This is a genomic window from Aquirufa sp. Wall-65K1, assembly GCF_054558475.1.
On record NZ_JBPXKD010000009.1, the window covers coordinates 64,705 to 91,364 of the forward strand.

At 39.7% G+C, this 26,660-nt stretch carries 24 protein-coding genes; 9 read left to right on the forward strand and 15 right to left on the reverse strand.

The features are described from left to right. Positions 1-24: 24 nt before the first annotated feature. Positions 25-708 carry an NAD-dependent epimerase/dehydratase family protein gene (locus ACST15_RS12235; protein WP_459454946.1) on the reverse strand — a complete coding sequence of 228 codons (684 nt, stop codon included), beginning with the start codon at positions 706-708 and terminating at the stop codon, positions 25-27. A 46-nt stretch (positions 709-754) separates the two neighbouring features. On the opposite strand from ACST15_RS12235, the gene ACST15_RS12240 reads away from it, so the two are divergent. Together ACST15_RS12240 and ACST15_RS12245 are read left to right on the forward strand one after the other, a co-directional pair. Beyond that, a complete protein-coding gene (locus tag ACST15_RS12240; protein WP_459454947.1) occupies positions 755-1,150 on the forward strand; it encodes a Dabb family protein in 396 nt (131 codons plus the stop codon). Between the two features lie 24 nt (positions 1,151-1,174). Beyond that, positions 1,175-2,572 (forward strand): Gfo/Idh/MocA family protein, encoded by a 1,398-nt coding sequence (locus tag ACST15_RS12245; protein WP_459454948.1) that lies wholly within the window; start codon positions 1,175-1,177, stop codon positions 2,570-2,572. A 3-nt stretch (positions 2,573-2,575) separates the two neighbouring features. Here the strand turns inward: ACST15_RS12245 and ACST15_RS12250 are convergent, their stop codons facing one another. Next, positions 2,576-3,814, reverse strand: a complete 1,239-nt coding sequence (locus ACST15_RS12250) for a DEAD/DEAH box helicase (RefSeq protein ID WP_459454949.1) — start codon at positions 3,812-3,814, stop codon at positions 2,576-2,578. A gap of 105 nt (positions 3,815-3,919) precedes the next feature. Further along, a complete protein-coding gene (locus tag ACST15_RS12255; protein WP_459454950.1) occupies positions 3,920-4,591 on the reverse strand; it encodes a TVP38/TMEM64 family protein in 672 nt (223 codons plus the stop codon). 92 nt (positions 4,592-4,683) lie between these two features. Here ACST15_RS12255 and hisH point away from each other — a divergent pair, with 92 nt between their 5' ends. The 5 genes from hisH to ACST15_RS12280 are packed head-to-tail and all read left to right on the forward strand — an operon-like array spanning position 4,684 to position 7,720. Beyond that, positions 4,684-5,271 carry an imidazole glycerol phosphate synthase subunit HisH gene (gene hisH / locus ACST15_RS12260; protein WP_459454951.1) on the forward strand — a complete coding sequence of 196 codons (588 nt, stop codon included), beginning with the start codon at positions 4,684-4,686 and terminating at the stop codon, positions 5,269-5,271. Between the two features lie 3 nt (positions 5,272-5,274). Continuing rightward, complete coding sequence (gene hisA, locus ACST15_RS12265; RefSeq protein WP_459454952.1) at positions 5,275-6,009, forward strand: 1-(5-phosphoribosyl)-5-[(5-phosphoribosylamino)methylideneamino]imidazole-4-carboxamide isomerase; 735 nt, start codon at positions 5,275-5,277, stop codon at positions 6,007-6,009. After that, positions 6,003-6,758 carry an imidazole glycerol phosphate synthase subunit HisF gene (gene hisF, locus ACST15_RS12270; protein WP_459454953.1) on the forward strand — a complete coding sequence of 252 codons (756 nt, stop codon included), beginning with the start codon at positions 6,003-6,005 and terminating at the stop codon, positions 6,756-6,758. The genes hisA and hisF overlap by 7 nt, the downstream gene beginning before the upstream one ends. Positions 6,759-6,783: 25 nt before the next feature. Then, positions 6,784-7,380 (forward strand): bifunctional phosphoribosyl-AMP cyclohydrolase/phosphoribosyl-ATP diphosphatase HisIE, encoded by a 597-nt coding sequence (gene hisIE / locus ACST15_RS12275; RefSeq protein WP_459454954.1) that lies wholly within the window; start codon positions 6,784-6,786, stop codon positions 7,378-7,380. 1 nt (position 7,381) lies between these two features. Then, positions 7,382-7,720: a phage holin family protein gene (locus ACST15_RS12280; RefSeq protein ID WP_459454955.1), complete on the forward strand. Its 339-nt coding sequence runs from the start codon at positions 7,382-7,384 to the stop codon at positions 7,718-7,720. On the opposite strand, the gene ACST15_RS12285 is transcribed toward ACST15_RS12280, so the two are convergent. Further along, positions 7,721-8,110, reverse strand: coding sequence for a hypothetical protein (locus ACST15_RS12285; RefSeq protein ID WP_459454956.1), 390 nt, complete (start codon positions 8,108-8,110; stop codon positions 7,721-7,723). Between the two features lie 68 nt (positions 8,111-8,178). Between ACST15_RS12285 and ACST15_RS12290 the strand changes: the two genes are divergently transcribed. Then, positions 8,179-9,330, forward strand: a complete 1,152-nt coding sequence (locus ACST15_RS12290) for a glycerate kinase (RefSeq protein WP_459454957.1) — start codon at positions 8,179-8,181, stop codon at positions 9,328-9,330. Here the strand turns inward: ACST15_RS12290 and ACST15_RS12295 are convergent. The 10 genes from ACST15_RS12295 to rpsA all read right to left on the reverse strand — a co-directional run bounded on the left by ACST15_RS12295 (position 9,325) and on the right by rpsA (position 24,272). Then, a complete protein-coding gene (locus ACST15_RS12295; protein ID WP_459454958.1) occupies positions 9,325-10,470 on the reverse strand; it encodes a methionine aminotransferase in 1,146 nt (381 codons plus the stop codon). The two genes, ACST15_RS12290 and ACST15_RS12295, sit on opposite strands and share 6 nt — an antisense overlap. Before the next feature lies 1 nt (position 10,471). Then, a complete protein-coding gene (gene nagA / locus ACST15_RS12300; protein ID WP_459454959.1) occupies positions 10,472-11,563 on the reverse strand; it encodes an N-acetylglucosamine-6-phosphate deacetylase in 1,092 nt (363 codons plus the stop codon). 9 nt (positions 11,564-11,572) lie between these two features. Next, on the reverse strand, positions 11,573-13,261 hold the full coding sequence (ggt, locus tag ACST15_RS12305) for a gamma-glutamyltransferase (protein ID WP_459454960.1): 1,689 nt from the start codon (positions 13,259-13,261) through the stop codon (positions 11,573-11,575). 280 nt (positions 13,262-13,541) lie between these two features. After that, complete coding sequence (locus ACST15_RS12310; protein WP_459454985.1) at positions 13,542-16,910, reverse strand: efflux RND transporter permease subunit; 3,369 nt, start codon at positions 16,908-16,910, stop codon at positions 13,542-13,544. 75 nt (positions 16,911-16,985) lie between these two features. Beyond that, entirely contained in the window at positions 16,986-18,098 is a 1,113-nt protein-coding gene (locus ACST15_RS12315) for an efflux RND transporter periplasmic adaptor subunit (protein ID WP_459454961.1), read from the reverse strand. A 21-nt stretch (positions 18,099-18,119) separates the two neighbouring features. Beyond that, positions 18,120-19,460: a TolC family protein gene (locus ACST15_RS12320; protein WP_459454962.1), complete on the reverse strand. Its 1,341-nt coding sequence runs from the start codon at positions 19,458-19,460 to the stop codon at positions 18,120-18,122. Position 19,461: 1 nt separating this feature from the next. Then, positions 19,462-20,061, reverse strand: a complete 600-nt coding sequence (locus ACST15_RS12325; RefSeq protein ID WP_459454963.1) for a TetR/AcrR family transcriptional regulator — start codon at positions 20,059-20,061, stop codon at positions 19,462-19,464. 116 nt (positions 20,062-20,177) lie between these two features. Then, positions 20,178-20,687 carry a cupin domain-containing protein gene (locus tag ACST15_RS12330; RefSeq protein WP_459454964.1) on the reverse strand — a complete coding sequence of 170 codons (510 nt, stop codon included), beginning with the start codon at positions 20,685-20,687 and terminating at the stop codon, positions 20,178-20,180. Between the two features lie 78 nt (positions 20,688-20,765). Then, positions 20,766-22,199 carry a Gfo/Idh/MocA family protein gene (locus ACST15_RS12335; protein WP_459454965.1) on the reverse strand — a complete coding sequence of 478 codons (1,434 nt, stop codon included), beginning with the start codon at positions 22,197-22,199 and terminating at the stop codon, positions 20,766-20,768. Between the two features lie 240 nt (positions 22,200-22,439). Then, positions 22,440-24,272 carry a 30S ribosomal protein S1 gene (gene rpsA, locus ACST15_RS12340; protein ID WP_459454966.1) on the reverse strand — a complete coding sequence of 611 codons (1,833 nt, stop codon included), beginning with the start codon at positions 24,270-24,272 and terminating at the stop codon, positions 22,440-22,442. A 147-nt stretch (positions 24,273-24,419) separates the two neighbouring features. Here rpsA and ACST15_RS12345 point away from each other — a divergent pair, with 147 nt between their 5' ends. Beyond that, positions 24,420-25,568, forward strand: a complete 1,149-nt coding sequence (locus ACST15_RS12345) for an aldose epimerase family protein (protein ID WP_459454967.1) — start codon at positions 24,420-24,422, stop codon at positions 25,566-25,568. A gap of 50 nt (positions 25,569-25,618) precedes the next feature. Here the strand turns inward: ACST15_RS12345 and mazG are convergent, their stop codons facing one another. After that, a complete protein-coding gene (gene mazG / locus ACST15_RS12350) occupies positions 25,619-26,419 on the reverse strand; it encodes a nucleoside triphosphate pyrophosphohydrolase (protein ID WP_459454968.1) in 801 nt (266 codons plus the stop codon). Positions 26,420-26,660: the final 241 nt, after the last annotated feature.

Sequence of the window (26,660 nt, forward strand, 5' to 3'; positions counted from 1 at the left end):
AGCCAAATTCAGGGAAAAAATCGGCTATTCATCCTTCAGAACTTTCGATAAGCGAACAATATCTGCTACTTCTATGGCAGTTTTGTCATAACCATGAATGGTAACAGCAATCATCGCTTGCCCTAACTCCTTCAAGGTACAAACCATATTGGGGGCCGCCCAACGTAAAAATGGGTACATCCAATTGATGTATTTATAAAATGGTAAAGCGTGTTGTAAACCCTCCGTAGGATGAAGCATTCCAGGTCTAAATGCATAAGCCGCTTTAAAACGTAATTTTCTTAGGTCATTTTCCGTTTTTCCTTTGACCCTTGCCCACATTAAACTCCCTTTCTCAGTTGAATCGGTACTTTTCCCCGAAACATAGATAAACGTGAGCTCGGGATTATTTTTTTCAATAGACTTCGCAAATCCCAAAGTCAAATCGTAAGTCAACCGCGTGTACACTGCTTCATTTTTACCGATGGACGTAACTCCCAAACAAAAATAGCATGCATCATATCCCTTTACTTGGTCTTGCAATTCCTCCGTTTGATAAAAATCTTTCAAAATAATCTCCTTTAATTTGGGGTGGGATTTACCTGAAGGACGGCGACTTATGACCAATACTTCTTCTACATGAGGTGATAGCAAACATTCCTGCAAGACTCCTTCCCCCACCATACCGGTAACCCCCGTTACGATTACTTTGATTTTTGAATTTTTCATGGTAGAATTGAATTAAAATAATTTGAGTTTAAATTTAAATGAACACATGAACAATCGTCGCGAATTTTTACAACAATCTGGCCTATTAGCCGCAGGTTCAGCACTAACAGGTTCAGCAGCTACTCCTTCTATGAATTTCATCCACCACGTTTTATTTTGGGCCAAAAATCCAAGTAACGAAGCCGAAAAAACCCAACTTTTCAAAGCGCTCAAAGCGCTAGGAGGCCTTCCAATGATCCAATCTGCTCATGTGGGCAAACCGATCATTACGGAGTTTGACAAACCAGTTACTGAGGGAAGTTATACTTTTTCTGTCGTATTGACTTTTGCCGATGCAGAAAAGGAAAAAGAATATTTATATCACCCTTTACATAAAAAGTTCATAGATGACAACAAGCATTTGTGGGGGAAGGTTCAAGTAATTGACTCTCAAGCTATATAATTTGAATAAAACCTATTAAAAACTATGAATAATAATCGAAGAGACTTTCTCAAACTTAGTGGATTAGCCGCATTAGGTGGATCCGCTAAATGGGAAATTAAGGACTTGGCTACGAGCATGCAAGTAGAACAAGGCAAGCAAACTTTTAACATGTCGGGCTATGCCGCGCCAAAAATTGAAACCGTACGTATTGGATTTATCGGTTTGGGAAACCGTGGTTCTGGTGCTATTACCCGCGTCAATCGCATTGATGGAGTAAAGACGGTTGCGGTTTGTGATATCCGAAAAGAAAAAACGGATGCCGCTTTGAAAGCCTTGGGTAAAATGGGTATTCAACCTATCGTTTACACCGAGAAAGAGGAAGCTTGGAAAGCGATGTGTGATCGACCGGACATTGATTTGATCTACATTGCCACCCCTTGGCATTTACACACCCCTATGGCTGTATATGCCATGAAACAAGGCAAGCATGTGGCGGTAGAAGTACCGGCAGCCACCACCTTAGAAGAATGCTGGCAATTGGTTGAGACTTCTGAGAAGACTAAAAAGCATTGTATGATGCTGGAAAATTGCTGCTATGACTTCTTTGAGTTATTAACTCTCAACATGGCTCGCCAGGGATACTTTGGAGAAATTATCCATGCGGAAGGTGCTTATTTGCATGATTTATTAGACCATAATTTCACGCAAAGTACCTATTACCAAAGCTGGCGCTTAAAAGAAAACCTACGCAACGGCAATTTATACCCAACCCACGGCCTAGGACCTATTTGTCAATTATTGGATATTAACCGAGGTGATCAAATGGATTATTTGGTATCTACCTCTACCAATGATTTCTCTATGCACCAACGAGCGGTAGAGTTAGCCCAAAAAGACCCTTTCTACCAACAATTCACCAATAAGAGTTTCCGTGGGAATATGAATACCACCACGATTCGTACCGTGAAAGGTAAAACCATGATGGTTCAACATGATGTTTCTACACCTCGCCCCTATTCCCGAATCCATTTGTTAAGTGGAACTAAAGGTATGGCTGTAAAATATCCTGATCCTAAAATTTCTGATCACCACCATAACTGGATTTCAGCCGCTGAGATGGCAGAATTGGAGAAAAAATATGCGCCACCGATTGTAGCCAAGATAGGTGAATTAGCCAAGCAAATAGGCGGACATGGAGGCATGGACTTCATGATGGACTGGCGATTAATTGATTGCCTACGCAATGGATTGCCTTTGGATCAAAATGTTTACGATGCCGCCGCTTGGAGCTCGATAGGACCATTAAGTGAAATGTCCGTTAAAAACAGATCTAGATCCATGAACGTCCCTGATTTTACCCGCGGAAGTTGGAAATCCAATACCCCGGTGGATATCACTTTAGCACAAGGAGGAACTACGGGAGTAAAAGCCCAAAAATAAGCTTTACTTTTTCTTTTTCCCCCAAAACTTCTTACCACCTTTTTTAGGTCCAGAAAAATTTCGCCCCTTATCGCCAGCCTTTTGTAAGGCTGGCTCATAAGCGGGGCCAGCTCCAAACTCTTCTGGAATAGGTGATTTTGTCACTTCTTTTTCTAACAACTTTTCAATACTCGCAAATTTTCTCTGTTCGGCAGGACTGATTAAAGTATAGGCGGTACCTTGACTTTCTGCCCTTGCCGTACGACCAATGCGGTGAATATAATCCTCTCCATCATTAGGGACGTCGTAATTGATGACCAACTCAATTTCGTCGATGTCAATGCCTCGACTTAAAATATCTGTGGCTACTAAAATAGTCGTCTTTTTATTTCTAAAATCCTGTAATACTTGTTCACGAACATCTTGTTCCAAATCCGAATGGATTTCCTCTACTTTGAATTTGGCCCTCTTTAAATCGTTAGTAAGTGTTTTTACGTTTTGCTTTCTGGAACAAAAAATAATCACACGACTATACTCTTTTAATCGCAATAGGTGCTTAATCAAAGGTGATTTTTGCTCCTCAAAAACTACAAAAGCTTCTTGAACAATTTGCTCAGGGGGTTTTGAAACAGCAATATTTATCTCTACAGGATTTTTCAATAACTTTCTGGCCAATTCCCGCATTTTATGCGGCATAGTAGCTGAAAATAAGAGGTTTTGACGCTCTGGACTTAAAAAAGAGGTGATTTTGATTAGATCATCTTGGAAGCCCATATCCAACATCCGATCAGCCTCATCCAACACCAAGTATTTGACCTCTTTGAGATTAACATAACCCATATTTAAGTGGGCAATCATACGACCAGGCGTACAAACTACAATATCGCAACCACTGGTTAAAGCGGTTTTCTCCGTCGTAAAAGACTGGCCATCCCCACCACCATAAACGGCGATGCACGATACATTAGTAAAATACCCTAAACCTTCCATATTATCCGCAATTTGTATGGCCAATTCACGGGTAGGAACAATGATTAGAGCATTGATTTTATTTTCAGCATGTGGCTCAGTGATGATTTTATTTACAATAGGCAGCAAAAAAGCAGCAGTTTTACCCGTACCTGTTTGTGCTGATGCAATAATATCTCTCCCCTCCAAAATCGGTTGAATAACTTGAGACTGTACGGGAGTTGCGGTCTTATAGCCCATGGAATCAATTCCTGCTAAAAGGCTGTCGGCCAGACCTAATTCTTTAAATGTCAAAATCGTTTGATTAAAATGATGCCTCTTCCGAAGATGGAATTGGAAAGACAAATTTACGCCTTATATCTCACATTTCTTTCACTTTACCTTTGGACACCCTACAGACTAGGCTTTGACCTGTCTTTTAGCCAGGAAGTACATTCCTAAGCCGGAAAATACTAGTAAAACCACACTTGCTCCGTCTTGCCAGGTAAACGATTCTGGATGATGCAAAAGATATTTCCAACTCTTTGCTTGAGTCCCTGTCCAAACAGCCAAAGCGGTTCTTGGTAACATACCTATCATTCCTGCCAAACAAAAATCCAGGAAACTTACTCCTAAAAACGACATCATGGCATTGGTGATAGCAAAAGGAAATATAGGCGAAAGGCGAGCTAAAAATACCCATGAAAATGATTGCGCCTGCACATTGGACAAAAATTGTGCACCTTTTTTCGTACGTTTTATCCAGCGAATCATGGCTTGACCTTTCCATAATTTGGCCATACCAAAACCCAACATTGACGCTAAACTATAGGCAAAAATCAAAGGCCAAATACCTTGAAAACCCCAAATATAGCCTACAAATAAGGCCAAAAAAGTAGTTGGGCACAAGGCCAAACCCATCACAAATACAGTAGCTAACCAAAATAATATTTGTTGACTTAAACTAAAGTCTAAAAAAAAGCTTGGATTAGATACGGCAAAATAACCTAAGGCTAAACTTGAAATAAAAGGTAATAGACCCATCCACAAAAGGTAAGCCATTTCTAAAAAAAGTTTTTTACGAAAGCGCATGTGGTATGAGATAGAACAACAAAGATAGGGGAATTTCATAATCCAGCCTATTTGCCTACCTTTGCAAGGCTGTTTACCCAGAAAGAAAGCCCATGGAAATTGCCATCGTTAAATACAATGCCGGGAATGTTGCCTCCGTGATGTACGCACTTGATCGAATCGGAGTGCCGTATCGCTGGACAGACGATGAGACGATTTTACGCCAAGCAGATAAGGTGATTTTTCCTGGCGTAGGAGAAGCTAGTACGGCCATGGCGCATTTAAAAGAGAAGGGCTTAGATTTACTTATTCCTCAGTTAAAGCAACCCGTTTTAGCTACTTGCATTGGTATGCAACTTCTTTGTAAACACTCAGAAGAAAACGATACAACTTGCATGGGAGTATTTGATGTGGAAGTAAAACGTTTTCAGTCGCAGGACTTAAAAATCCCGCATGTAGGATGGAATTCCATCCAGGCCAATCAAGCGAATCCTTTGATGGAAGGCTTAAAAAATGAAGAATACGTTTATTTTGTTCACTCGTATTATGTGCCTGTAAACCCTCTGACCACAGCCATATGTGATTATGTACAGCCATTTTCAGCCATGCTTCACCAAGACAACTTTTATGCTGCCCAGTTTCACGCAGAAATTAGTGGAATGGCAGGCCAACGAATTATAGAAAATTTTCTCGCATTATAAATCATGTTTCAACTTATCCCCGCTATAGATTTAATTGGAGGCCAATGTGTTCGCTTGACCCAGGGTGATTATGCTCAAAAAAAGGTATATCATTCGGACCCATTGGAGATTGCAAAGGAATTTGAGGGGGCAGGTATCCAACGATTGCATTTGGTAGATTTGGACGGGGCAAAGGCTAAAAAAATTGTCAATGCGCATGTTTTGGAAAGAATTGCCAAAGGAACGAACCTTCACATTGATTTTGGTGGAGGTGTACAATCCGACGAAATGATTGATATCGCCTTTTCAGCAGGAGCCCAACAGATTACGGCTGGTAGCATTGCCGTTAGTCAGCCAGAATTAGTAAGAAGTTGGTTGAAAAAATACGGTGCTGACAAAATCATTTTAGGCGCTGATGCCCACAATGAGCAAATTGCCGTTTCAGGCTGGCAGGAAAATTCCCAAATTTCCATCTTTGATTTCCTAAGAGACTATTGTGCTGCAGGAGTAAAATATGTGATATCAACGGATGTGGCCAAAGATGGCTTATTGCAAGGACCTAGTTTTGATTTGTACGAAAAAATACAAGCTCAAGAGCCTGACTTACAGCTCATTGCAAGTGGCGGGGTGGCTTGTTTAGATGATTTATACCGACTGCGCGACATGAACATTTTTGGTGTGATAGTTGGAAAAGCCTTTTATGAAGGACGAATTAGTTTAGCTGAATTAGCCACCTTTGCCAAAGAATCTGCATGTTAACCAAAAGAATCATTCCTTGTTTGGACATCAAAGATGGGAGGACCGTCAAAGGAACCAATTTTGTGGATTTACGTGATGCAGGAGATCCTGTAGAGCTTGGAGCTTTATATGCTCAAGAAGGAGCCGATGAATTGGTTTTCTTGGATATCACTGCTACCGTAGATGACAGGAAGACCTTGGTTAATTTGGTACGAGAAGTGGCAAGACATGTGAATATTCCTTTCACCGTGGGAGGGGGAATATCTTCTATACAGGATGTTTCAGCCTTATTAAACGCTGGGGCAGATAAAGTTTCGATCAACTCCTCAGCTGTTAGAAATCCTGATTTAATTGATGAATTAGCCTTACAATTTGGCTCACAATGTATCATTGTGGCCATTGACACCCGTTGGGTTGATGGAACAGATTGGGTACATACTCATGGAGGAAGAAAAATTACGGATATCCAAACCATTCCATGGGCCAAAGAAGTTGAGAATCGAGGTGCTGGAGAAATTCTATTGACTAGCATGGATGCTGATGGAACGAAAGCTGGATTTGCCAATAAATTGACATCTACAATCTCCCTTAATTCCTCCATACCGATCATCGCCTCGGGTGGAGCGGGTAGCATGGAACATTTTTATGAAGTATTTACGGAAGGGAAAGCCGATGCCGGATTGGCGGCCAGCATTTTCCACTTCAAAGAAATCGATATTTTAGATTTAAAGAATTACCTAGCCAGCAAAGGAATTCCGATGCGTATTTAATAAATTCACCAGTATTTTTGACAAAATGAACTCAAGCCCCGACTTTTCTAAAGGATTAATACCTGCTGTTATTCAGGATGCCTCCACTCTACAAGTATTAATGCTTGGCTATATGAATGAGGAAGCCTATGTAAAAACACAGTCAGAAAATATTGTCACTTTCTATTCTCGATCAAAAGAGCGATTATGGACCAAGGGAGAAACTTCCGGAAATTTCTTTCATGTTAAAAATATTCATTTAGATTGTGACCAAGATACCCTGTTAATCCAAGTTAACCCGGTAGGCCCTGCTTGCCATACAGGTGCAGATACCTGCTTTAATACCTCTAACCAAGACAATGCCGCTTGGCTTGACTATTTAAAACACATCATTCGCTCTAGAAAAGGAGCTTCTGCCGATACTTCATATACCGCATCTTTATTCCAAAAAGGAACCAATAAGGTAGCTCAAAAAGTAGGAGAAGAAGCCGTAGAACTCGTGATAGAAGCTATGTCAACTAACGATGAATTATTTAAAGGTGAGGCGGCGGACTTAGTTTTTCACTTATTGGTTTTATTAGAAGACCGAGGAATTGGATTGGAAGAAATCATAAAATTATTACAGCAAAGACACGCGAAATAACATGATAGGGTTCATCATTCGATACATCATCATTGCAGGGGTCATTTTAGTCATCCCGCGCTATTTAAAGGGAATTGTCGTTGACGGATTCACCACTGCTCTTTTAGTAGCCTTAGCCATGGGCTTTTTAAACTCATTTGTAAAACCCTTTTTGCAAATCATCAGCTTTCCTATCACCTTTATGACCTTGGGGTTGTTTTCTTTGGTCATCAATGTGGCCATGGTTTACTTGACAGAATTATATGTTCCAGGTTTTCAAGTAAGTGGTTTTGTGGCTCCCTTAATCTTTAGTTTTCTCGTAAGTTTTTCTAGCACCGTGGTGGGCTGGTTTACCAAATAATCATGGCAAACCACGTTGAAAGGTGATTTCAGTAGCTAAACCAATGGCACTAAAACGAAATGCCATGGAATAAGCTTGTGATGGATTTGTCATTTTATCACAATGAGGACCTTTTTCCAAAAAATACACATAGTATTCTTGATTTCGATCTGCCAATTGTTGGATATCCGGTTTGCCAAAAATATCCTCAATATCATTGGAACTAACCCCCTTTAAATTCTCTTTGTGGGATTTCAACCAATCAACTTGAGAGCCTCTGCTACCTTGACATCCAGCTTCATCTTGTACAAATTTATTGACATCAAAACCACTTAAATCGGGCTGTTTGGTACAAGAGGACAAAAGCCATATTAGTAACAAAAAGCAGGATATTCGAAATGAAAACGACATAGGGCTTTATTTATTTATTCAAAAATACCAAAAGGATTCCCGTCAGGAAAGCACTCGAGGATAAATTCATGGATTTAAACAAATTGTTGGTAAATTCAGGTCAAATTCACGTGATGCGCATATTACTTTGTCCTGATAAATTTAAAGATTCCCTTAGTGCCGCCGAGGTTTGCCAGGCTTTAGCCAAAGGGATTAAAAAATCCTATCCAGATGCTATCATCCAATCGCTGCCATTAGCAGATGGTGGAGAAGGGACATTGGATGTCATTCACGAAATTTTTGGAGGAGAATGGATGCATCTCAAGGTCAATAACCCACTCTTTCAACCTATTCATGCCCCCTACCTTTGGGTAAAAGAAAAAAAACAGGCATTTATCGAGATGTCAAGAGCCTCGGGGATAGAATTATTAGCACCCAAAGATCGTAATCCTGCATTAACGAGTACCTATGGCACAGGAGAGCTAATCCGACATGCCTTAGAATTAGGGGCTAAAAAAATCACCTTAACCGTGGGTGGATCTGCCACGAATGATGCAGGAATGGGTATGGCGGCCGCTTTAGGATTCCGTTTTTTAGATGAACAAGGAAATGAATTAGCTCCGATTGGAGAAAATTTGATACATATTCATCGAATATTGCCTAGTAATTTGCAGGATCAATTAAGTCAGATTCAGTTTCAAGTAGCCACAGATGTTCGAAATGTTTTGCATGGGCCTCAGGGTGCAGCATACGTTTTTGCCAAGCAAAAAGGAGCTGACGAAATCATGATTGAGCAATTAAATGAAGGTTTAATACATCTAGCAAAATTCTTTCCAAATGCTAGCATGGCACATACACCTGGAGCAGGAGCAGCAGGAGGTTTAGGAGCAGGAGCCTTGTTTTTTCTTCAAGCTAGTATTCACCTCGCTTCTGAGTGGATATTAGAATTAGTGTCATTTGACCAGCATGCTGCCCAAGCAGATGTCATCATCAGTGGTGAAGGAAAAATTGATGTCCAATCTTGGGAAGGGAAATTAATATCTACCCTAATTCAACATAGTCAAGCCTGCCAAAAGCCCATCATCCTAATTTGTGGTGGACTACAAGATGTAGGGAAAATTCCTGCATCGATGCAACACATACCTGTTTATCCCATTTTGGTGCCTCCCATTCGATTAGAGGATGCCATGACTCATGCCGCAGACTATCTAAGCCAAATAGGGCAAAAATTAATCTTATAATTGAACGAGTCTTGCAGCCGCTTCCAATAAAACCTCATCCGATTTGGCGAAGCAAAAACGCAAAATTGTATCACCGGGAGCCTTTTCATAAAAAACAGAAATAGGAATAGACGCCACTTGGATTTCTTTAGTTAACCTTTCTGCTAAATCTACATCTCGTTCTTGGCTGATTGCACTATAATCCATGCATTGGAAAAAACTGCCATGACTTGGTAATAATTTCCATTTACTTCCTTCAAAAGCCGAAGCAAATAAATCCCTTTTTCTTTGGTAAAATTCAGAAAGTCCCAAATAATGTGCAGGTTCTTTAAGGTAATCCGCAAGGGCATATTGCAATGGAGTGGCACTGGAAAAAGTCACCCATTGGTGTAGTTTTTGAAACTCCTTGGTCAAATAGGCGGGCGCCAAACAGTAACCAATTTTCCAACCCGTTATGTGATAGGTTTTACCAAAAGAACCACAAACAAAACTTCGTTGACGAAGCCCTGGGTGCAACAATACGGAATAATGCTTTTGACCGTCAAAAACTATGTGTTCATATACCTCATCGGAAATAATCAGGATATTGGTCCCTTTCACTATTTCAGCCAAGGCATTTAAATCATTTTCAGTCCAAATGGAGCCCGTTGGATTATGCGGACTATTCACCATGATGGCCCGTGTCTTGGGACCAATGGTACGAGCCAGCTCTTCCCAATCTATTTGAAAGCCCCGCTGCGCATCCATGGATAAATGAATGGGTATGCCGCCTGCCAAACGAACAGCAGGGTCATAAGCATCATAACTGGGGTCAAACATGATGACTTCATCACCCGGAAAAACGCAACAATGAATGGCACAAAATAAAGCTTCTGTAGCCCCGGAAACAACTGTTACTTCCTTATTAGCATCGACGTCAATACCATAAAACAAACTAGTTTTATCCGCTATGCTTTGTTTAAAAACGGGCACTCCAGCCATAGGAGCATATTGATTATGGCCTTTGGAATAGAATGCCAACAAAGATTGAAGTTCTTCCGAACAGTCAAACCCAGGAAAGCCTTGCGACAAATTTAAGGCATTGTGCTCGGCTGCTAGAGCCGACATTTTAGTGAAGATAGTGGTTTGTACTTGCGCTTGTTTGGAAGGAAAACTAATCATATTAATCCATCAAAGGTTCACCGTCCAACCATACTTGTTGAACTTTTAAATCGTCACTCATATGTATCAAGCAGGCCTTTTTCCCTACTTCGACCGATCCTATTTCTCGATCTAAATTGGCCACTTGGGCTGGATAAAGGGTAGCCATACGAATGGCTTCTTCCACATCTATCCCCACCTGATGCACGCAATTTTGAACGGCCTGTTCCATCGTTAAAGCAGAGCCCGAAAGCGTACCCGATTCATTAGAAAACTTTCCATCCTTTTTTTCAAATAAATAAGGGCCAGACACATCATGAGTCACGGCATCGGTAATCAAAAATAAACGATGTTTCTTCAATTCTTTGGCCAACTTCACAGAACGAAAATCACAGTGTAAGCCGTCCACGATAATACTAGTCCAGGCATCGCTCGACAAACTAGCTCCCACAAGCCCCAATGCTCGGCTTTGCCACTGTGACATGGCATTAAATAAATGTGTAATCCGATGAGCCCCCTTGGATAAAGCATTATTTGCTTGGTCAATAGTTGCATCTGAATGCCCCAAAGAAACCATGATGGGGCTTTTGATGATATAATCTAATTCCTCTTCCGAAAACATTTCCGGAGCGATGGTCATGTAGATAGGCAAATCACCAGCACGATGCACAATTTCTTGGATGTAGTCAATGGAAGGCTTTTGTACAAATTCTTCTTTATGAGCCCCCTTTCGTATAGGGTTGAAAAAGGGCCCTTCTAAATGTAAACCAATCAAACCTTTGCCTCCCTTTGCCAGATAGGCTTTACAAGCATCAATAGCCTTCCACATGGTTTCCTTAGGGGAGCAGTTCAAGGTAATCTGAAAATGGCTTGTCCCTGTTTGCTGATGCTCTTCAAAAGTTTTGGCTATAGCCGCTTCAGTAGGATGGTTGGAAAATAAAATTTCGCCTCCACCATACACTTGCAAATCAATAAAACCGGCACAGATAAAACCAGATCCCTCTAAATCACCTTCCACTGATTTAATCTCCTGAATACGACCTTGATGCACATGAATTTGTTGATCGATCAACCATTCATGTCCCGTAAAAACGCGTTTTGCTAATATAACCATTGACCTTTATTAATAACCAGCTGCTTGTCCGTCTTTTCTAGACTCAGACGCGCCAAAATAAACTTTTCGAACGGGATCCCATTTGATGGCTTGATAACCACCATAAATTCCATTCATAAAACCAACTTGATGACCTTTTTGTAATAATTCTCGAATGACTTCATAAGGGTATCCGCTTTCCAGCGTAATTGTTCCACCCGTCAATTCCATCGCCTCCCCAGTAGGTTCAGAAGACCCTTCGTGATTTAACCTTGGCGCATCTCCAGCTTCTTGAATATTCATACCAAAGTCCACTACATTCATCACAATCTGCACGTGGCCCATCGGCTGAAAAGCTCCACCCATAACACCAAAGCTTAAAAAAGGCTGACCATCCTTGGTAACAAAAGCCGGAATGATGGTATGAAATGGACGTTTTCCAGGGGCATAGGTATTATTTTCTCCTTCATTCAAACTATACATTTCCCCACGATCTTGGAACATAAATCCGAGTCCATCCGGCATCATACCAGAACCAAATCCACGGTAATTACTTTGAATCAATGAGACCATGTTGCCATCTTTATCGGCTACTGTCAAATAGATGGTATCTCCCTCTTTTAAAGCTGGATTTCCTGCGTCATAATGCCTAGCAGCACGGTTCGCTTGAATTAGTTTTCTTCGCTCAGCTGCATAGGATTTTGAGATTAAATTAGCCACTGGAATTTTGGCAAATTCAGGGTCGGCATAGTATTTAGCTCGATCTTCAAACACCAATTTTTTGGCCTCTGTAAATAAGTGAATGTGCTCTGCACTACCATGCTTTATTTTGGAAAAATCGTAACCTTCTAAAATATTTAACATTTGTAAAGCTGCAATTCCCTGACCATTGGGTGGCAATTCCCAAACGTCATAACCACGGTAATTAACCGACACAGGATCAATCCAAGTGGAGGTATGGGTCGCTAAATCCTCATAGCTTAAAAATCCACCATTCTTTTTCATAAATGCATCCATGGTTCTTGCCATATCGCCTTTATAAAACACATCTCGGCCTTCCTTTCCGATTCTTTCTAAGGTATTTGCCAAGTTAGGGTTTTTAAACACATCCCCCACAACAGGAGCTTTTCCAGAAGGATAATAGTGTTGTGCTACATTGGGAAACCTTCCATAATTCGCTTCTACCCGTTGCAAGGCTGAGGCAAATTCCCCATGCACAGGAAATCCATTTTTAGCATAGGAAACAGCCTTTTCCAAGACCTTTGACATAGGCATGGATCCAAATTTTTTATGTAATTCAAACCATGCATCGACGCAGCCCGGTACACTAACAGGTAAGGGACCTGTGCTTGGAATATGTTTCAATCCTCTTTTCTTCAATTCAGCAAGGGTCAAGGATTTAGGTGATCTACCAGAACCATTTAATCCGTATAATTTTTTGGTTTTCGCATCCCAAACGATCGCAAACAAGTCGCCACCAATTCCATTTACATGGGGCTCCACAACACCTTCCATGGCATTGGCAGCAATGGCGGCATCGATGGCGTTCCCACCAGCCTTTAAAACATCCAAGGCCGCTTGGGTAGATAATGGATGGGAAGTAGCAGCCATTCCGTTTTGGGCTATAACCTCAGAACGGGTAGCCCATAATTTTCCATATGGCCTATCTTGAGCCCAAAGGCTCACAGGAAATAACAATAATAAGAGTAGTTTTTTCATGATGAATGTAAGTTAAGGCCTTGAATTTAATGAGATTAATTTGATTATTTATGCGGATGTACCAAGCCTTAACGCTGGCAAGGTTCAAAACCTTGACAGCGTTGCGTTTTAACGATTAAATTTTCAAATATATTGTCCAGCAAATTGATAATCATTTAGCGTAAAAAAACCATGAGGATTGGGTCAAATATCCTATTTGTAGGAGTTTCCTGCTATACAAAAAGACCTCGGACAGCGCCCGAGGTCTTTCGTTTAATCCCCAAAATATAAAATAAGTGTACTATGCTGTTTTACGGATTTTTTGCTTGATACGTTCCGACAAATAATACATACATGGAACGATAATCAAGGTCAAAGCCGTTGAAAATGTTAATCCAAAAATGATGGTCCAAGCTAAAATCCCCCAGAATACGGCTGAATCAGACCCAAAGAAAATGTGTGGGTTCAATTCTGTAAACATAGCGGCAAAGTCAATACTCAAACCTAATGCCAAAGGAATCAAACCAAGCACGGCAGCCGATGCTGTTAATAACACAGGCGTTAAACGAATTCCACCTCCTTCAATGATGGCTTCTTTTAAATCATAACCACGCTTGAAACGAAGTTCCTCGATAAACTCAATTAACAAAATACCATTTTTCACCACAATACCTGCTAGAGCAATCACTCCCACACCTGACATCAATACAGAGAACGTCATGCCAAAAGCTAAGAATCCTAAAATTACTCCCACCAATGAAAGCAAAATAGTGGCGAAAATAATGATAGGTTTCACTGCAGAGTTAAATTGGGTTACTAAAATTAAGTAGATCAAAATCAAGGCAGAAATAAAGGCAATTCCTAAGAATGCACCTGTTTCTTGCTGCTGCTCTTGTTCTCCTCCCATTTTAATTTTATATCCCTGAGGCAATTCCATCGTTTCAAATAGACCATTCAATTCCGCCACAATCTCGTTGGCATTATATCCTTCAATCACATCTGATCCCAATGTCACAACACGCTCTTGATTTTTACGGTTAATTTGGCTAAAAGAAGAGGCATAACGAATATCAGCCACCGAGCTTAAAGGAACTTGACGAAGCATACCTCCAGAATTCATATCACGGTAGGTAATATTCATTGAAAGTAATTTTTCAATCTGATTTCTAGAATTACCTTTTAAACGCAATTGAATAGGATACTCATCTTTAACATCACGGTATTTAGATATTTCAACGCCAAATAAGGCGCCACGTATGGCCATAGCTACTTGAGCTGAAGAAATTCCTTCCCGACTAGCCTTCTCGCGATTGACATCCACGATAATTTCGGGCTTATTTGTCACCAAATCCGATTTCAATTCTTGGATACCTTGGATACCCGCCTTTTGAATTGAATTCAATACTTTTTTCTCCAAATCCAACAACACACCGAAATCATCACCGGAAATTTCGATCGAGATTGGCTTACCAGTAGGTGGTCCATTTCTTTCACGCTCGATAGCCATCTCAACACCTGGAATTGGACTAGACTTAAACGAATTTTGTAGTTTAGTCAATAAATCTTGTGTCGATAAGCCTCCTCGCATTTGAACTTTCTCAAAGGCAATCGTCACCTTACTTTTATGCGGAGTAGCACTACGATCTGGATTCATTGGATCGCCTGCGTTCTTTCCTACGTTGGAAATAACCGAATTGACAATACCCATGGCTTTTTCTTTTTTCAAGAAAGTAAACACGCGTCCTTCGATGACCTTGGTCATGGAATCCGTCACAACGGCATCTGTTCCAATAGGCATTTTGGCATAGATATAAACATAATCCGGATCTCCAGAAGGGAAGAATATCACTTTTGGTTTAACGATTCCAAATAAAACGAAAGAGAAAACCAATAGGCCGAAAGAAGCCAAGACAGCATAAACCGGTCTGCGACCTTCCAATACCCATGAAATAACCCGACGGTATGCATTTTTAAACGCTGGTAAGGTTTTATCTTGGAATGGAACAATCCATTTAGGCGTAACCACAAAGTGATTAAAGACATAAATGATGATGGCAAAAAGGAAGAAATTACCAAAGCCAAAATGACCTAATTGAAAACCTATCAAATATCCTCCTAAGGTAAGACTCAATAAAATCACGACCGTTTTACGGATATCAGAGAATTTAGGATTCTTGACATCATTCACCTCTTCATCATGACGTTTCATGAATGACATAGCAAAAACAGGATTCATCACATAGGCAACGAATAAAGAAGCAAACAAGGTGATAATCAAGGTGATTGGCAAGAATTTCATGAATTCCCCAACAATACCAGGCCAAAATAATAAAGGTAAAAAAGGCGAGATGGTCGTTAGGGTTCCTGATAATACCGGAACAAATACTTCAGAAGCTGCTAATTTAACCGCTTCTACAATGGTCAACTTTTTGAAGTTATTAAATAAACGGTGGGCATTTTCTATAACCACAATTGCATCGTCCACCACAATACCTAAACTAAGTAAAAAAGCAAATAACACAATGGTGTTCAAGGTGAAGTCGAAACTCGGCATGAACAAGAATGTCAATAAAGCCGATAAAGGCACAGATAATCCTACAAAAGCAGCATCACGAACACCCATAAAGAACATCAATACAATCACCACGAAAACGAAACCAAGAATAACTGTATTAATTAAATCAGCAATATCTCCACGGGTTCTTTCCGACTGATCCGCTGTAATAGACACGGTCAAACCACTTGGGAAACGTGTTTCTTTATATTCATCAATGGTTTTTTCAATTCTATCAGCTGCATCAATTAAGTTGGAACCAGCCCTCTTGATAACGTTTAGGGTAATTACCGACTTATTATTTAAACGAGCAAAATCTTGTTTTTCCTCAAAGCTATCTTGTACATCCGCTACGTCTTTTAGTCTCACTACCGCACCTGTACTAGAGCGAATGATGATATTAGACAATTGCTCCATGCTTTTAAATTCTCCAGTTACTCGCAAGGCCCGTCTAACACCATTGACAGGAAGTTCCCCACCTGATATGTTCACGTTTTCCCCTTGCACAACGGATTGAATGTCGTAAAAGGTTAAACCATAGCTCTGCATTTTCGCCAGATCCAAGTTTATTTGAATCTCACGCTTGAGGGCACCAATGATGTCCACCCGATTAATTTCAGGCATTCCTTCGATTTCATCCTGCAAGTCTTCGGCATATTTCTTCAATTTATCCAATGGGTAATCCCCGGCAATATTGATGTTCATGATGGGGAACTCCGAAAAGTTCACTTCCGCTACCGAAGGTTGTCTTGTTAGATCCTTAGGTAAGTCCGTGACAGACTTATCTACCGCATCCTGTACACGTTGTTTGGCCACTGGAACTGTTACATCGGTATTAAACTCAACGATGATCACAGAAACATCTTGCAAGGCATTCGACTTCACACTTTTTACCCCAGTAATAGCTTTTAACTGCTTTTCAATGGGCTTGTTAATAACATTTTCAATGTCTGTTGGCGTAGTACCAGCATAGACTGTTTGAATGACCATTTGTGGAACGACAATATCCGGGAATTGCTCCTTGGGCAATTGCTTGTAGATACCCATACCCGCCACAAAAATGATGAAGGTAAAGATGTATATGGTGGTACGATTTTGCCCCAACCAATCTATCATGTGATAGATAAGTCCTTTTCCTTCGGGCAATTGCTCGTTTTTTATATTTTTTTCCATGTTGTGGATTCTTTCAGATTAGAATGAAATGGCTTGACCGTCAACTAAGTCTTGGTATCCTTGGGTAATCACTTGATCTCCCACTTTAATACCCGAAGTAATCTCGGCTTGACCATTGTAAGATAAGCCAATGGTTACTTGACGAGCACGGGCCACTTTCTTGCCAGCTTCGTCTACTGCTACATAAATCAAATTCCCTTTTTCAGTTTTTTGAATTAGGTTCTCATCCAATACAATGGCATTCGCTTTGGAAACATCATTGATATTGATAACAGCTAATTGATTTGGCTTTAACTCATTGCCTACATTTGGTATACGAGCCTCGATATCAAATGTACGAGACAAAGGATTTACCAATTGGGAAACCAAGGTAATTTTTGCTTTCAGCTCCTTGTTGATATCTGGGAATTTAATCACGATTGGATCGCCAACTTTAACAGAACCAACATAGGTATCCGAAATCTTAGCCGCTACTTTTAAGTTTCCTAAATTCACAATCTGAACGATGGGTAAACCTGGAGAAGCCATTTCACCAGCTTTTTGACGAACAATTTCTATCGTTCCAGAAATAGGCGCAATGACTTTCGACATGGCCAATTGAGCTTGTAAGGTAACCAAACGTTTTTCTAAGGATTCTTTGTTTGACTTAGCACTCAAATACTGTACTTCTGTACCAATTTGTTGATCCCAAAGTGACTTTTGTTTATCAAAAAGGATTTTGGCTAAAGACAATTGGTGTTTCACTTCTTCCATTGACTCCTTTAAAATATTATTATCAAGCGTTGCAATCAATTGTCCTTTTTTAATCGCTTGACCTGCCACAACCGGCAAAGTAAGGATGGCTCCAGCAGTTTGCGGGCTAACTAAAACCGTATTTTCAGCTAATACGGATCCTTGGGCTTCTACAAAATGGTTGAAATTTTGAGCTTGAATTGGACTTACCCCAACAGCCACTACTTTTTCAGCAGCTTTAGGATTTTCCTTGCCAATCTCCTTTTCGATAGCAGTAATTTTTGCATTAATTTCTTGAGCTTGCTTCTTCAAATCAGCTAACTCTTGTTTTTTATCTACTGACTTGGCGCAAGCTGCAACAAGCAATACGGCGGCTAATAATATGGTAAGATTTTTCATGAGATGTTTGTTAAAATCGTGTTATTCTGAGTATAGGGTACCGTTGGCCTTTTCTAATTCCACCTTGGCAATCAAGGCATTATAAAGGGAGGTGAAATAATTTGCTTGAGATTCTTTGATGGAAGTTTCTGCATTTAATACTTCCAAGTTAGACCCCACACCTTGCTGGTATTTCACGCGAGTCACTCTGGAAATTTCATTGGCTAAATCCAAATTAGCCTTTTGCTCCTTCAATGATTCCAATGAGTTTTTCAAGGTAATTAAAGATTGGCTGCGTTGTAAGTCAATGGAAGATTTCACTAAATCATAGCTTTGACGAACCTTTTGAAGGTTATTTTGCGATTGAATGGTTTTATATTTCTTCGAGAAACCATCAAATATGGGAATCTGAAGTGAAAAACCTAAAGTCGAATTATCAAACCAAGATTGACTAACCAAATCACTAAAAGTTTTACGTCCATTGGTAAAACCATAATTGAGGTTGAACAATAATCGAGGAAGATAACCGGCTTTCTGACTACGCACATCAAGCTCAGCTAATCCTTCTTGGGTTTTAAGAATCGAATACTCAATGCGGTTGCCATAATTAAAGGGCAAATTTTCATCAATGGCATTGAATTTTAAGTCTACTTGCTCCAAAGTCAAGGATAATCGAATAGGCTCATCCATAGGATAACCCATTTGGAATTTCAATAAAGAATATCCCAAATCTTGAATACGAATCACATTTTCCAATTCTGTTTTCAAGTTATTGGACTGAACTTCTAATCGCTGCACATCAATTTTTTCAACAAATCCCTGCTTATTCAAAGCTCTAGTTTCTTTCAATAAAGAATCCAAGCGGCCCACATTGGCTTGTAAGATCTGTAAGCGTTTCTCGTTAACCAAAATACCGTAATAAGCTTTCATTACGCCTTCGGCAACTTGTTGCTTAGTCTGAAGTAAATTTTTTGTAGACAACTCCTTATAAACCTCAGAAGCTTTTAGCCCTAATAAATAGGTTCCGTCAAAAACCAATTGACTTAGTCCGACATTAGCCATGGCTGAGTTCCTTACACCAAATTCAGCCGCAATGATTTCTCCTTCTGCTGCAGCAGGATTAAAGGTTTTGGCAGGAATAAACATTCTTTGAATGATCAAGTTATTGGTGTAATTCACCCCAGCATTGACTTGAGGCAATCCTATAGCCTTGATTTCATTAATTTTGGCACTTGCATTCTGCAAATCCAAATGGCTATTTTTTACTTGAACATGATGGCTAATAGCATAATCAACAGCCTCTTTTAGACTGAAACTTTGTGCCAATCCCGACCATGACAAGAAACAAAATAGCCCGATAAAATTGAGTTTTTGGCGAATCATGTTAGTTGTTATTTTGGTAAGATAAGTAGAGAGATAGACCTTCTTCTGTGAGAATGCCTCGCATGAAATGATCTAGTAAAATTTGTTGTGTATCAAAAAATGAAAGTTTACTATGGGAATAAAAATTAGGATCAAAGGATAAATCCACTTCTCCCATACGTAGTCGAGCTATTAATTCCACTTCCAATTCAGGGCGAAAATAGCCCTGCTCAATTCCCGTTCTTAAATCCACTTGGAGGGTATTCAAAATACAATCTTCCTTATACTTGGAAAATAATTCATACGCTTTCGGAAAATATTTCTTTACCTCATACAATAAACGCGGGTTCATTTCAGATAAAGTAGACTTCATAATTTCCAAGGATTGCAAGGTTTTATGAATCACATCCTTGGAGGTTTTATCCAACTCTTCCCATTTAGATAAGTCATTTTGAATGAATGATTCCAATACCTGGTATACCATGGCATCTTTATCTGGAAAATGTTGATAAATCGTTTTTTTAGAAATGCCCAATTCTGAAGCAATTGTATCCATCGTTACGGATCTTACCCCGTATCGGAAGTACAATTCTGCCCCCTTTTCAAGTATTCTACATTTCATGCTCTAAAATTAATTTAAATTCGAGAGCGTAAAACTAAGGAAACTTTTAAGTACTACAAAGTTTTTTGTATTATTTTTAGATTATCGGCTTGAAGAAATGATGAATGGTAATGGAATTAGCGACCAAAATCATCCTGTAAACGAACGATATCAGATTCATCGGATGGATGCTCCAAATCAGTATGTTGCCAAATTTCTGCTACTAAGCCCCATTGATCCAAACCAATAAGGCGATGTCTTTGCCCTTTGGGTAATTCAATGACATCCTGTTCTTGATATATCCCATAATCGCCTTGTACATCCGTGGAAGAAATGGCAACGCCGATAGGTCCACGGACAACTGTCCATATTTCAGCGCGTCGGAAGTGATATTGCCAAGAAAGTCGCTGATGTGGGGCCACTACTAAGAATTTGGGGCTGAGCTTCTGGGTGATTTGAATATCATCCAGGCTTAATTGAGGGAAATACTGAGATACAAATTTTGCCACTTGGCTTTCATCCAGAACAAAAAATCCACCCCAGGGTCTAGTGAAATCTTGATCGATGATGTGGAATCCTGCCTTTTCAATATAGGCTTGGACTTCTTGAAAAATAGCTGCTTTAGGCAAATTTGAGTCAAAATGCATACGTAGAAATTAATTAGGCAAAAATAGAAAAAGGACGGGGATTTACCCGTCCTTTCATTATTTACCTGGTAAAAGATATTACAAAGTCCAGCCTGCGCGGTATTCTCTTCTGACAAATTGGTTAGCAGGGTCAAAATTGGTAATACGCATATTCGTTGCATCCCAATTTAACTTTTGACGGCCAATGTACTTGGCAGTACGACCTTCTCCTTCACGTAACATATAGGAACGAATAGCTAAGTTACCCATCAAAACGGATTCCGTAAATGGACCTGCATAGTCAAACGGAGAACTAACCTCCATTTTTCCAAAACCTGCTTTACAAGCTTCTACCCATTGTGTATTATGGCCACCGTCTCCGCCAACTACTCGTGGTAATTTAGCTTTTGGAAGTTCTTCTGCAGGAACTTGTTTTCCATTTTTGAAAACTTTTGGATACATACCATAAGTTCCACAAGTCATAATACCTTTTGAACCTATCAAAATAACTCCATTTGATCCATCTGGGTCACCAATGGTCTCTGTGGATGGAATTCCATCTGGATGAGGGGCACGTAAACCACCATCATACCAAGTTAAGGTAACAGGTGAAGGATTACGTTTCGTGGCCGCATAATGTAGCGTAACCATGGATGATGGAGGACATCCTTCAGGAATCCACTCAGGTACCCAATCATTCAAAAATACGGATCCAACAGAACATTCCACGTCAATAGCGTCTCGGATACCCAATACTTTAAACGGAGGATCTAAAAGGTGACAACCCATATCTCCTAAAGCACCTGTACCATAGTCCCACCAACCTCTCCATTTAAATGGCAATAAGGCAGGATTATACTCTCTATATTTAGCTGGTCCCAACCATAAATCCCAATCTAATTCTTTAGGTACTTCAAAGCCTGCAGAAGGGTATTTAATCCCTTGTGGCCAAACAGGACGGTTTGTCCACACTTGTACCGTATGAACTTTACCAATAACACCACCGTCAAACCATTCGATCATAGTTCTAACACCATCTCCTGAAGAGCCTTGATTTCCCATTTGAGTAACCACTTGCATTTCACGAGCTTTTTCAGCGATCACACGAGCCTCATAAATGTCGTGAGCCAAAGGCTTTTGAACATATACGTGTTTCTTACGACGCATAGCCTCCATGGCGATGGTTGCGTGGGTGTGGTCAGGAGTAGACACGATGACTGCGTCTACATTGTTTCCTTCTTTGTCTAAAGCAGCACGAAAGTCTTTATAAAAATTTGCTTTAGGTAAGTCTTTCTTAATTCTAGCTACTTGGCGGTCATCTACATCCACAACCGCTACAATATTTTCAGCTCCTTTGTTATAGGAATTCATGATATCACTATATCCTTTTCCTCCTCCACCAATACCCATGATATTTAATTTATCAGAAGGGGCTTGATATCCTTTTCCAAGTACATGGCGAGGGACAATGTAAAACGAGGCAGCTGCGACGGACGCATTTTTAATAAAATCTCGCCTTGAATGATTACTCATAGTATTTGCTAGTTTTAAAAGGTTATTACTTATCAAAGATTTGTCAACGTTGACAACGTTGACAAATCTACATTTATCTTAGTAAAATTGTCAAAAAATCTTCAAATGACAAATCTATTTCTTGATATTTTACCAATTGCGAATTATGAATCAAGTAATTAATATTTGCCCATCAAAACCGATAAGACATAAAAAAAGGGGCTTGCTCTCGCAAACCCCTTCCAGCAAACCTTAATTTACTTATTCAGCTTTCTTGGATTTTTTCTCCAATTTTTTGATCGCTTGAGCACGCTCAGCACCTTCCATCTGCTCTTTCAAGGCAGATAAAGCTCCGATATCACCCATCGTTGATTTTTCTGCTGTTACCGTTGTCTTCTCAGAAGACTTAGCGGCTGCCTTTTTCTTTTCAGGCTTAGCAGCTGCTGCGGTTTCCTCTGCAGTTGGTGCAGTGAAAGTACGTGTGTGAGAAAGAATAATCTTACGATCATCTTTTTGGAATTCAGTTACAATGAAATCCAAAGCCTCACCCACTTCCGCTACTGAATCATCTGATTTAGTCAATTGCTTCAATGGTGCTAATCCTTCGATACCGTATGGCAATTCTAACACAGCCATTTTATCATTTTTCGAGATGATAGTAGCTTTGTGAGAAGAACCTACTGTAAATACACTTTCAAATGTATCCCAAGGATTCTCTTCTAATTGTTTGTGTCCAAGAGCCAAACGACGGTTATCAGCATCTAATTCGATTACGATAACATCTAATGAATCTCCAACTTTTACAAACTCAGATGGATGTTTGATTTTCTTAGTCCAAGATAAGTCTGATACGTGAACAAGACCATCGATACCTTCTTCTAACTCAAGGAATAAACCAAAGTTAGTTAAGTTGCGAACAGTTCCTTTGTGCTTTGTACCTACTGCATATTTAGACAACAAGTCAGTTTTAGTCCAAGGATCTTCTGTCAATTGCTTAATACCTAAAGACATCTTGCGCTCAGCACGATCTAATGTTAACACAACGGCTTCCATTTCATCACCTACTTTCAAGAAATCTTGTGGATTACGTAAGTGCTGAGACCATGACATTTCTGACACGTGGATTAACCCTTCAACACCTGGTAAAACCTCTAAGAATGCACCGTAATCTGCTACGTTAACAATCTTACCTTTTACCTTAGATCCTACTTCTACGTCAGCCGCTAAAGCTTCCCAAGGATGAGCTTGTAATTGCTTCATACCTAAAGAAATACGCTTCTTGTTTTCGTCGAAATCTAATACTACAACTTGGATCTTCTGATCTAATTTCAACACCTCTTGTGGGTGGTTGATACGACCCCATGAGATATCTGTAATGTGCAATAAACCATCTACACCACCTAAGTCGATGAACACACCGAAATTAGTCATGTTTTTGATCACACCTTCTAATACTTGACCTTTGTCTAAGTTGTTCAAGATCAACTGACGTTGCTCCTCTAGATCTTTCTCAATCAATACCTTATGAGAAACAACTACGTTATCATTCGTATGGTTAATCTTAACTACTTTAACCTCCATGTTCTTTCCAACAAAAATGTCGAAATCACGGATTGGCTTAACATCAATTTGAGAACCTGGCAAGAATGCCTCGATTCCAAAAATATCTACGATCAAACCACCTTTAGTACGACGCTTAACGAAACCATTGATAATGGTATCTTCTTCTAAAGCACGCTCAATATTGATCCATGCTCCCATTACTTTCGCAAGCTTACGAGAAAGAATCAATTGGCCGTTTGAATCTTCTTGGTTTTCAATATACACTTCTACCTCGTCACCTGCCTTTAAATCAGGCATATCACGAAACTCTGAAGCAGATACCAAACCGTCAGATTTGAATCCAATGTTTACAATAACTTCACGGTCAGTTTTGCTCACTACAATACCTTTCACCACTTCCTTCTCTGTAACCGAATTCAAAGTAGCCTCAATGGCTGCTTCCATTTGTTTCTTTTGCTCAGCAGTGTAATTACCGCCGAAACCTTTACCATCGATCTGATCCCAGTCGAAATCTTTTTGTTTATTAGACATAATTTTTGCCCTTGCTACATCAACATGCTGGGCTAACATGCTGAAATTTAGATTAATAATTAATTTTTAAATGGGGTGCAAAGATAAATAAAATAATTTCAAATTCAACTGAATTCCTTAAATTAGAAGCCTCAAGACCATGACAACATGAAAAAAATCGCCATTTGGCTACCAATTGCCTTCCTTTGTACTCAAATTTTATCAATTTCTTTATTAGCAAAACCTATTCAAGGCCCTATGTCCCTTACATCCAAACCATTTGGCAAAACCCAAGCCGGAGAACCTGTTACTTTATATACCCTGAAAAACAAATCTGGCATGGAAGTTCAGATTATGAACTACGGTGGTATTATTACCAAAATTTTATGCCCAGATAAAAACAACAAAATTGAAGATGTTGTATTAGGCTATGAAACTCTTCAAGAATACGAAAAAGGATCCCCATATTTTGGGGCCATCATCGGAAGATATGGCAACCGTATTGCCAAAGGAAAATTTACTTTAGATGGCAAAACCTATGAATTGTATACCCAAAATATGGGAAACCACCTGCATGGTGGCAAAGTAGGCTTTGATAAAGTTGTCTGGAAAGTCTTAGCCGCAGAAGGTGACGACAAAGGATCCAAATTAGTATTATCCTACCTATCAAAAGATGGTGAAGAAGGTTATCCTGGTAATCTACAAGTTCAAGTAACCTACACGCTGAGCCCTTCTAATGAATTGGGCATTGAATATAAAGCCACGACTGACAAGGCAACCGTACTAAACTTAAGCAATCATACCTATTTTAACTTATCAGGAAATGCCAAAAGGGATATAACTGGACATCAAGTTCAACTAAATGCCAATAAATTAGTAGCTGTCGATGAAACCTTGATCCCTACAGGTGAGCTCATTGATGTAAAAGGTGGAGCATTTGATTTTCTTCAACCACACTTGATTTCAGAGCGAGTTGACGCAGATGATATTCAAATCAAACGGGGTGGCGGATATGACCACTGTGTCGTTTTTGATAAAGCTCCAGGAGTTTTTGCCAAAGTTGGTAAGGTTGTTGATCCAGTATCAGGAAGAAGTGTAGAATTATCAACTTCTGAACCAGCTACCCAGTTTTATACCGGTAACTTTTTAAATGGCACCTACTCTGGCAAATACGGGGTTAGTTATACCAAAAGAATGGGATTTTGCCTAGAAACGGAACATTTCCCAGATTCCCCTAACCACCCAAGTTTCCCTAGCACCGTATTACGTCCGGGTGAAACATATTCGAGTAAAACAGTTTATCAGTTTGCTCATTAAAAAATAACCTTAATGTCAAATTTACCCTGTAACTTAACGCTGTCAAGGTTTTAAACCTTGCCAGCGTTGCTTTTTTTAGCCTCCTCCCAATATACATCCATCTCAGCTAAAGTCATTTCAGAGAGAATTTTCCCCGCTTCTTTTGCTTTCTTTTCCAAGTACTGAAATCGATAAATGAATTTACGATTGGTTCGCTCAACAGCCGTTTCTGGATTAATATCAATAAAGCGAGCAAAATTAACTAAACTGAAAATCAAATCACCCAATTCCCCTTCTGCCATCTCTTTTTCTTCATCAGATAGCTTCTTGCCTACAAATGTCTCCTTAAATTCTCCTAATTCTTCTTCTACCTTGGCCCAAACCTGCTCTTTTTCTTCCCAATCAAAACCTGCTCCGCGTGCCTTTTCTTGAATTCTCATTGCCTTCACCAATGCAGGCAATGACCCAGGCACTCCTGATAAAACAGATTCGTTCCCCTCTTTGAGTTTTAATGCCTCCCAATTGGCCTTAACTTCTTCCTCTGTATCTGCTTTAGCATCTCCATAAATATGCGGATGTCGTGAAATCAACTTTTCGGCTATGCTATCAAGTACATCTTTAACATTAAAAGCATGGTTTTCTGACCCGATTTTACTGTAAAAAATCAGATGCAAAAAAAGATCTCCAATCTCTTTTTTAACCTCCATTTGATCGCCATCTAAGATAGCATCTGATAATTCATAGGTTTCTTCAATGGTCAGATGACGTAAAGAATCCATGGTTTGTTTCTTATCCCATGGGCATTTTTCCCTTAAATCATCCATGATACATAAAAGTCTGTCAAATGCTTCTGCAGCCTCAGGATATCTCATAGTATTGTTGTTTGTAAGCAAATATTCCAAAATAATCAATCAATTTAAGCTGGTAAACCTAAATCATCTACTCCCATAAAATCTTTACCGTTTCCGTCAAAGGCAATAACAGCAATAAACACCTCTTGCATTGAATGCTTTGTTAAGTCGAAAAAATGCTACATGATTAATATCAATTACTTGATTAAAATGATGCAATTATTTTGAAGAAAAAAACGTTGTAGCCTTAACGCTGTCAAGG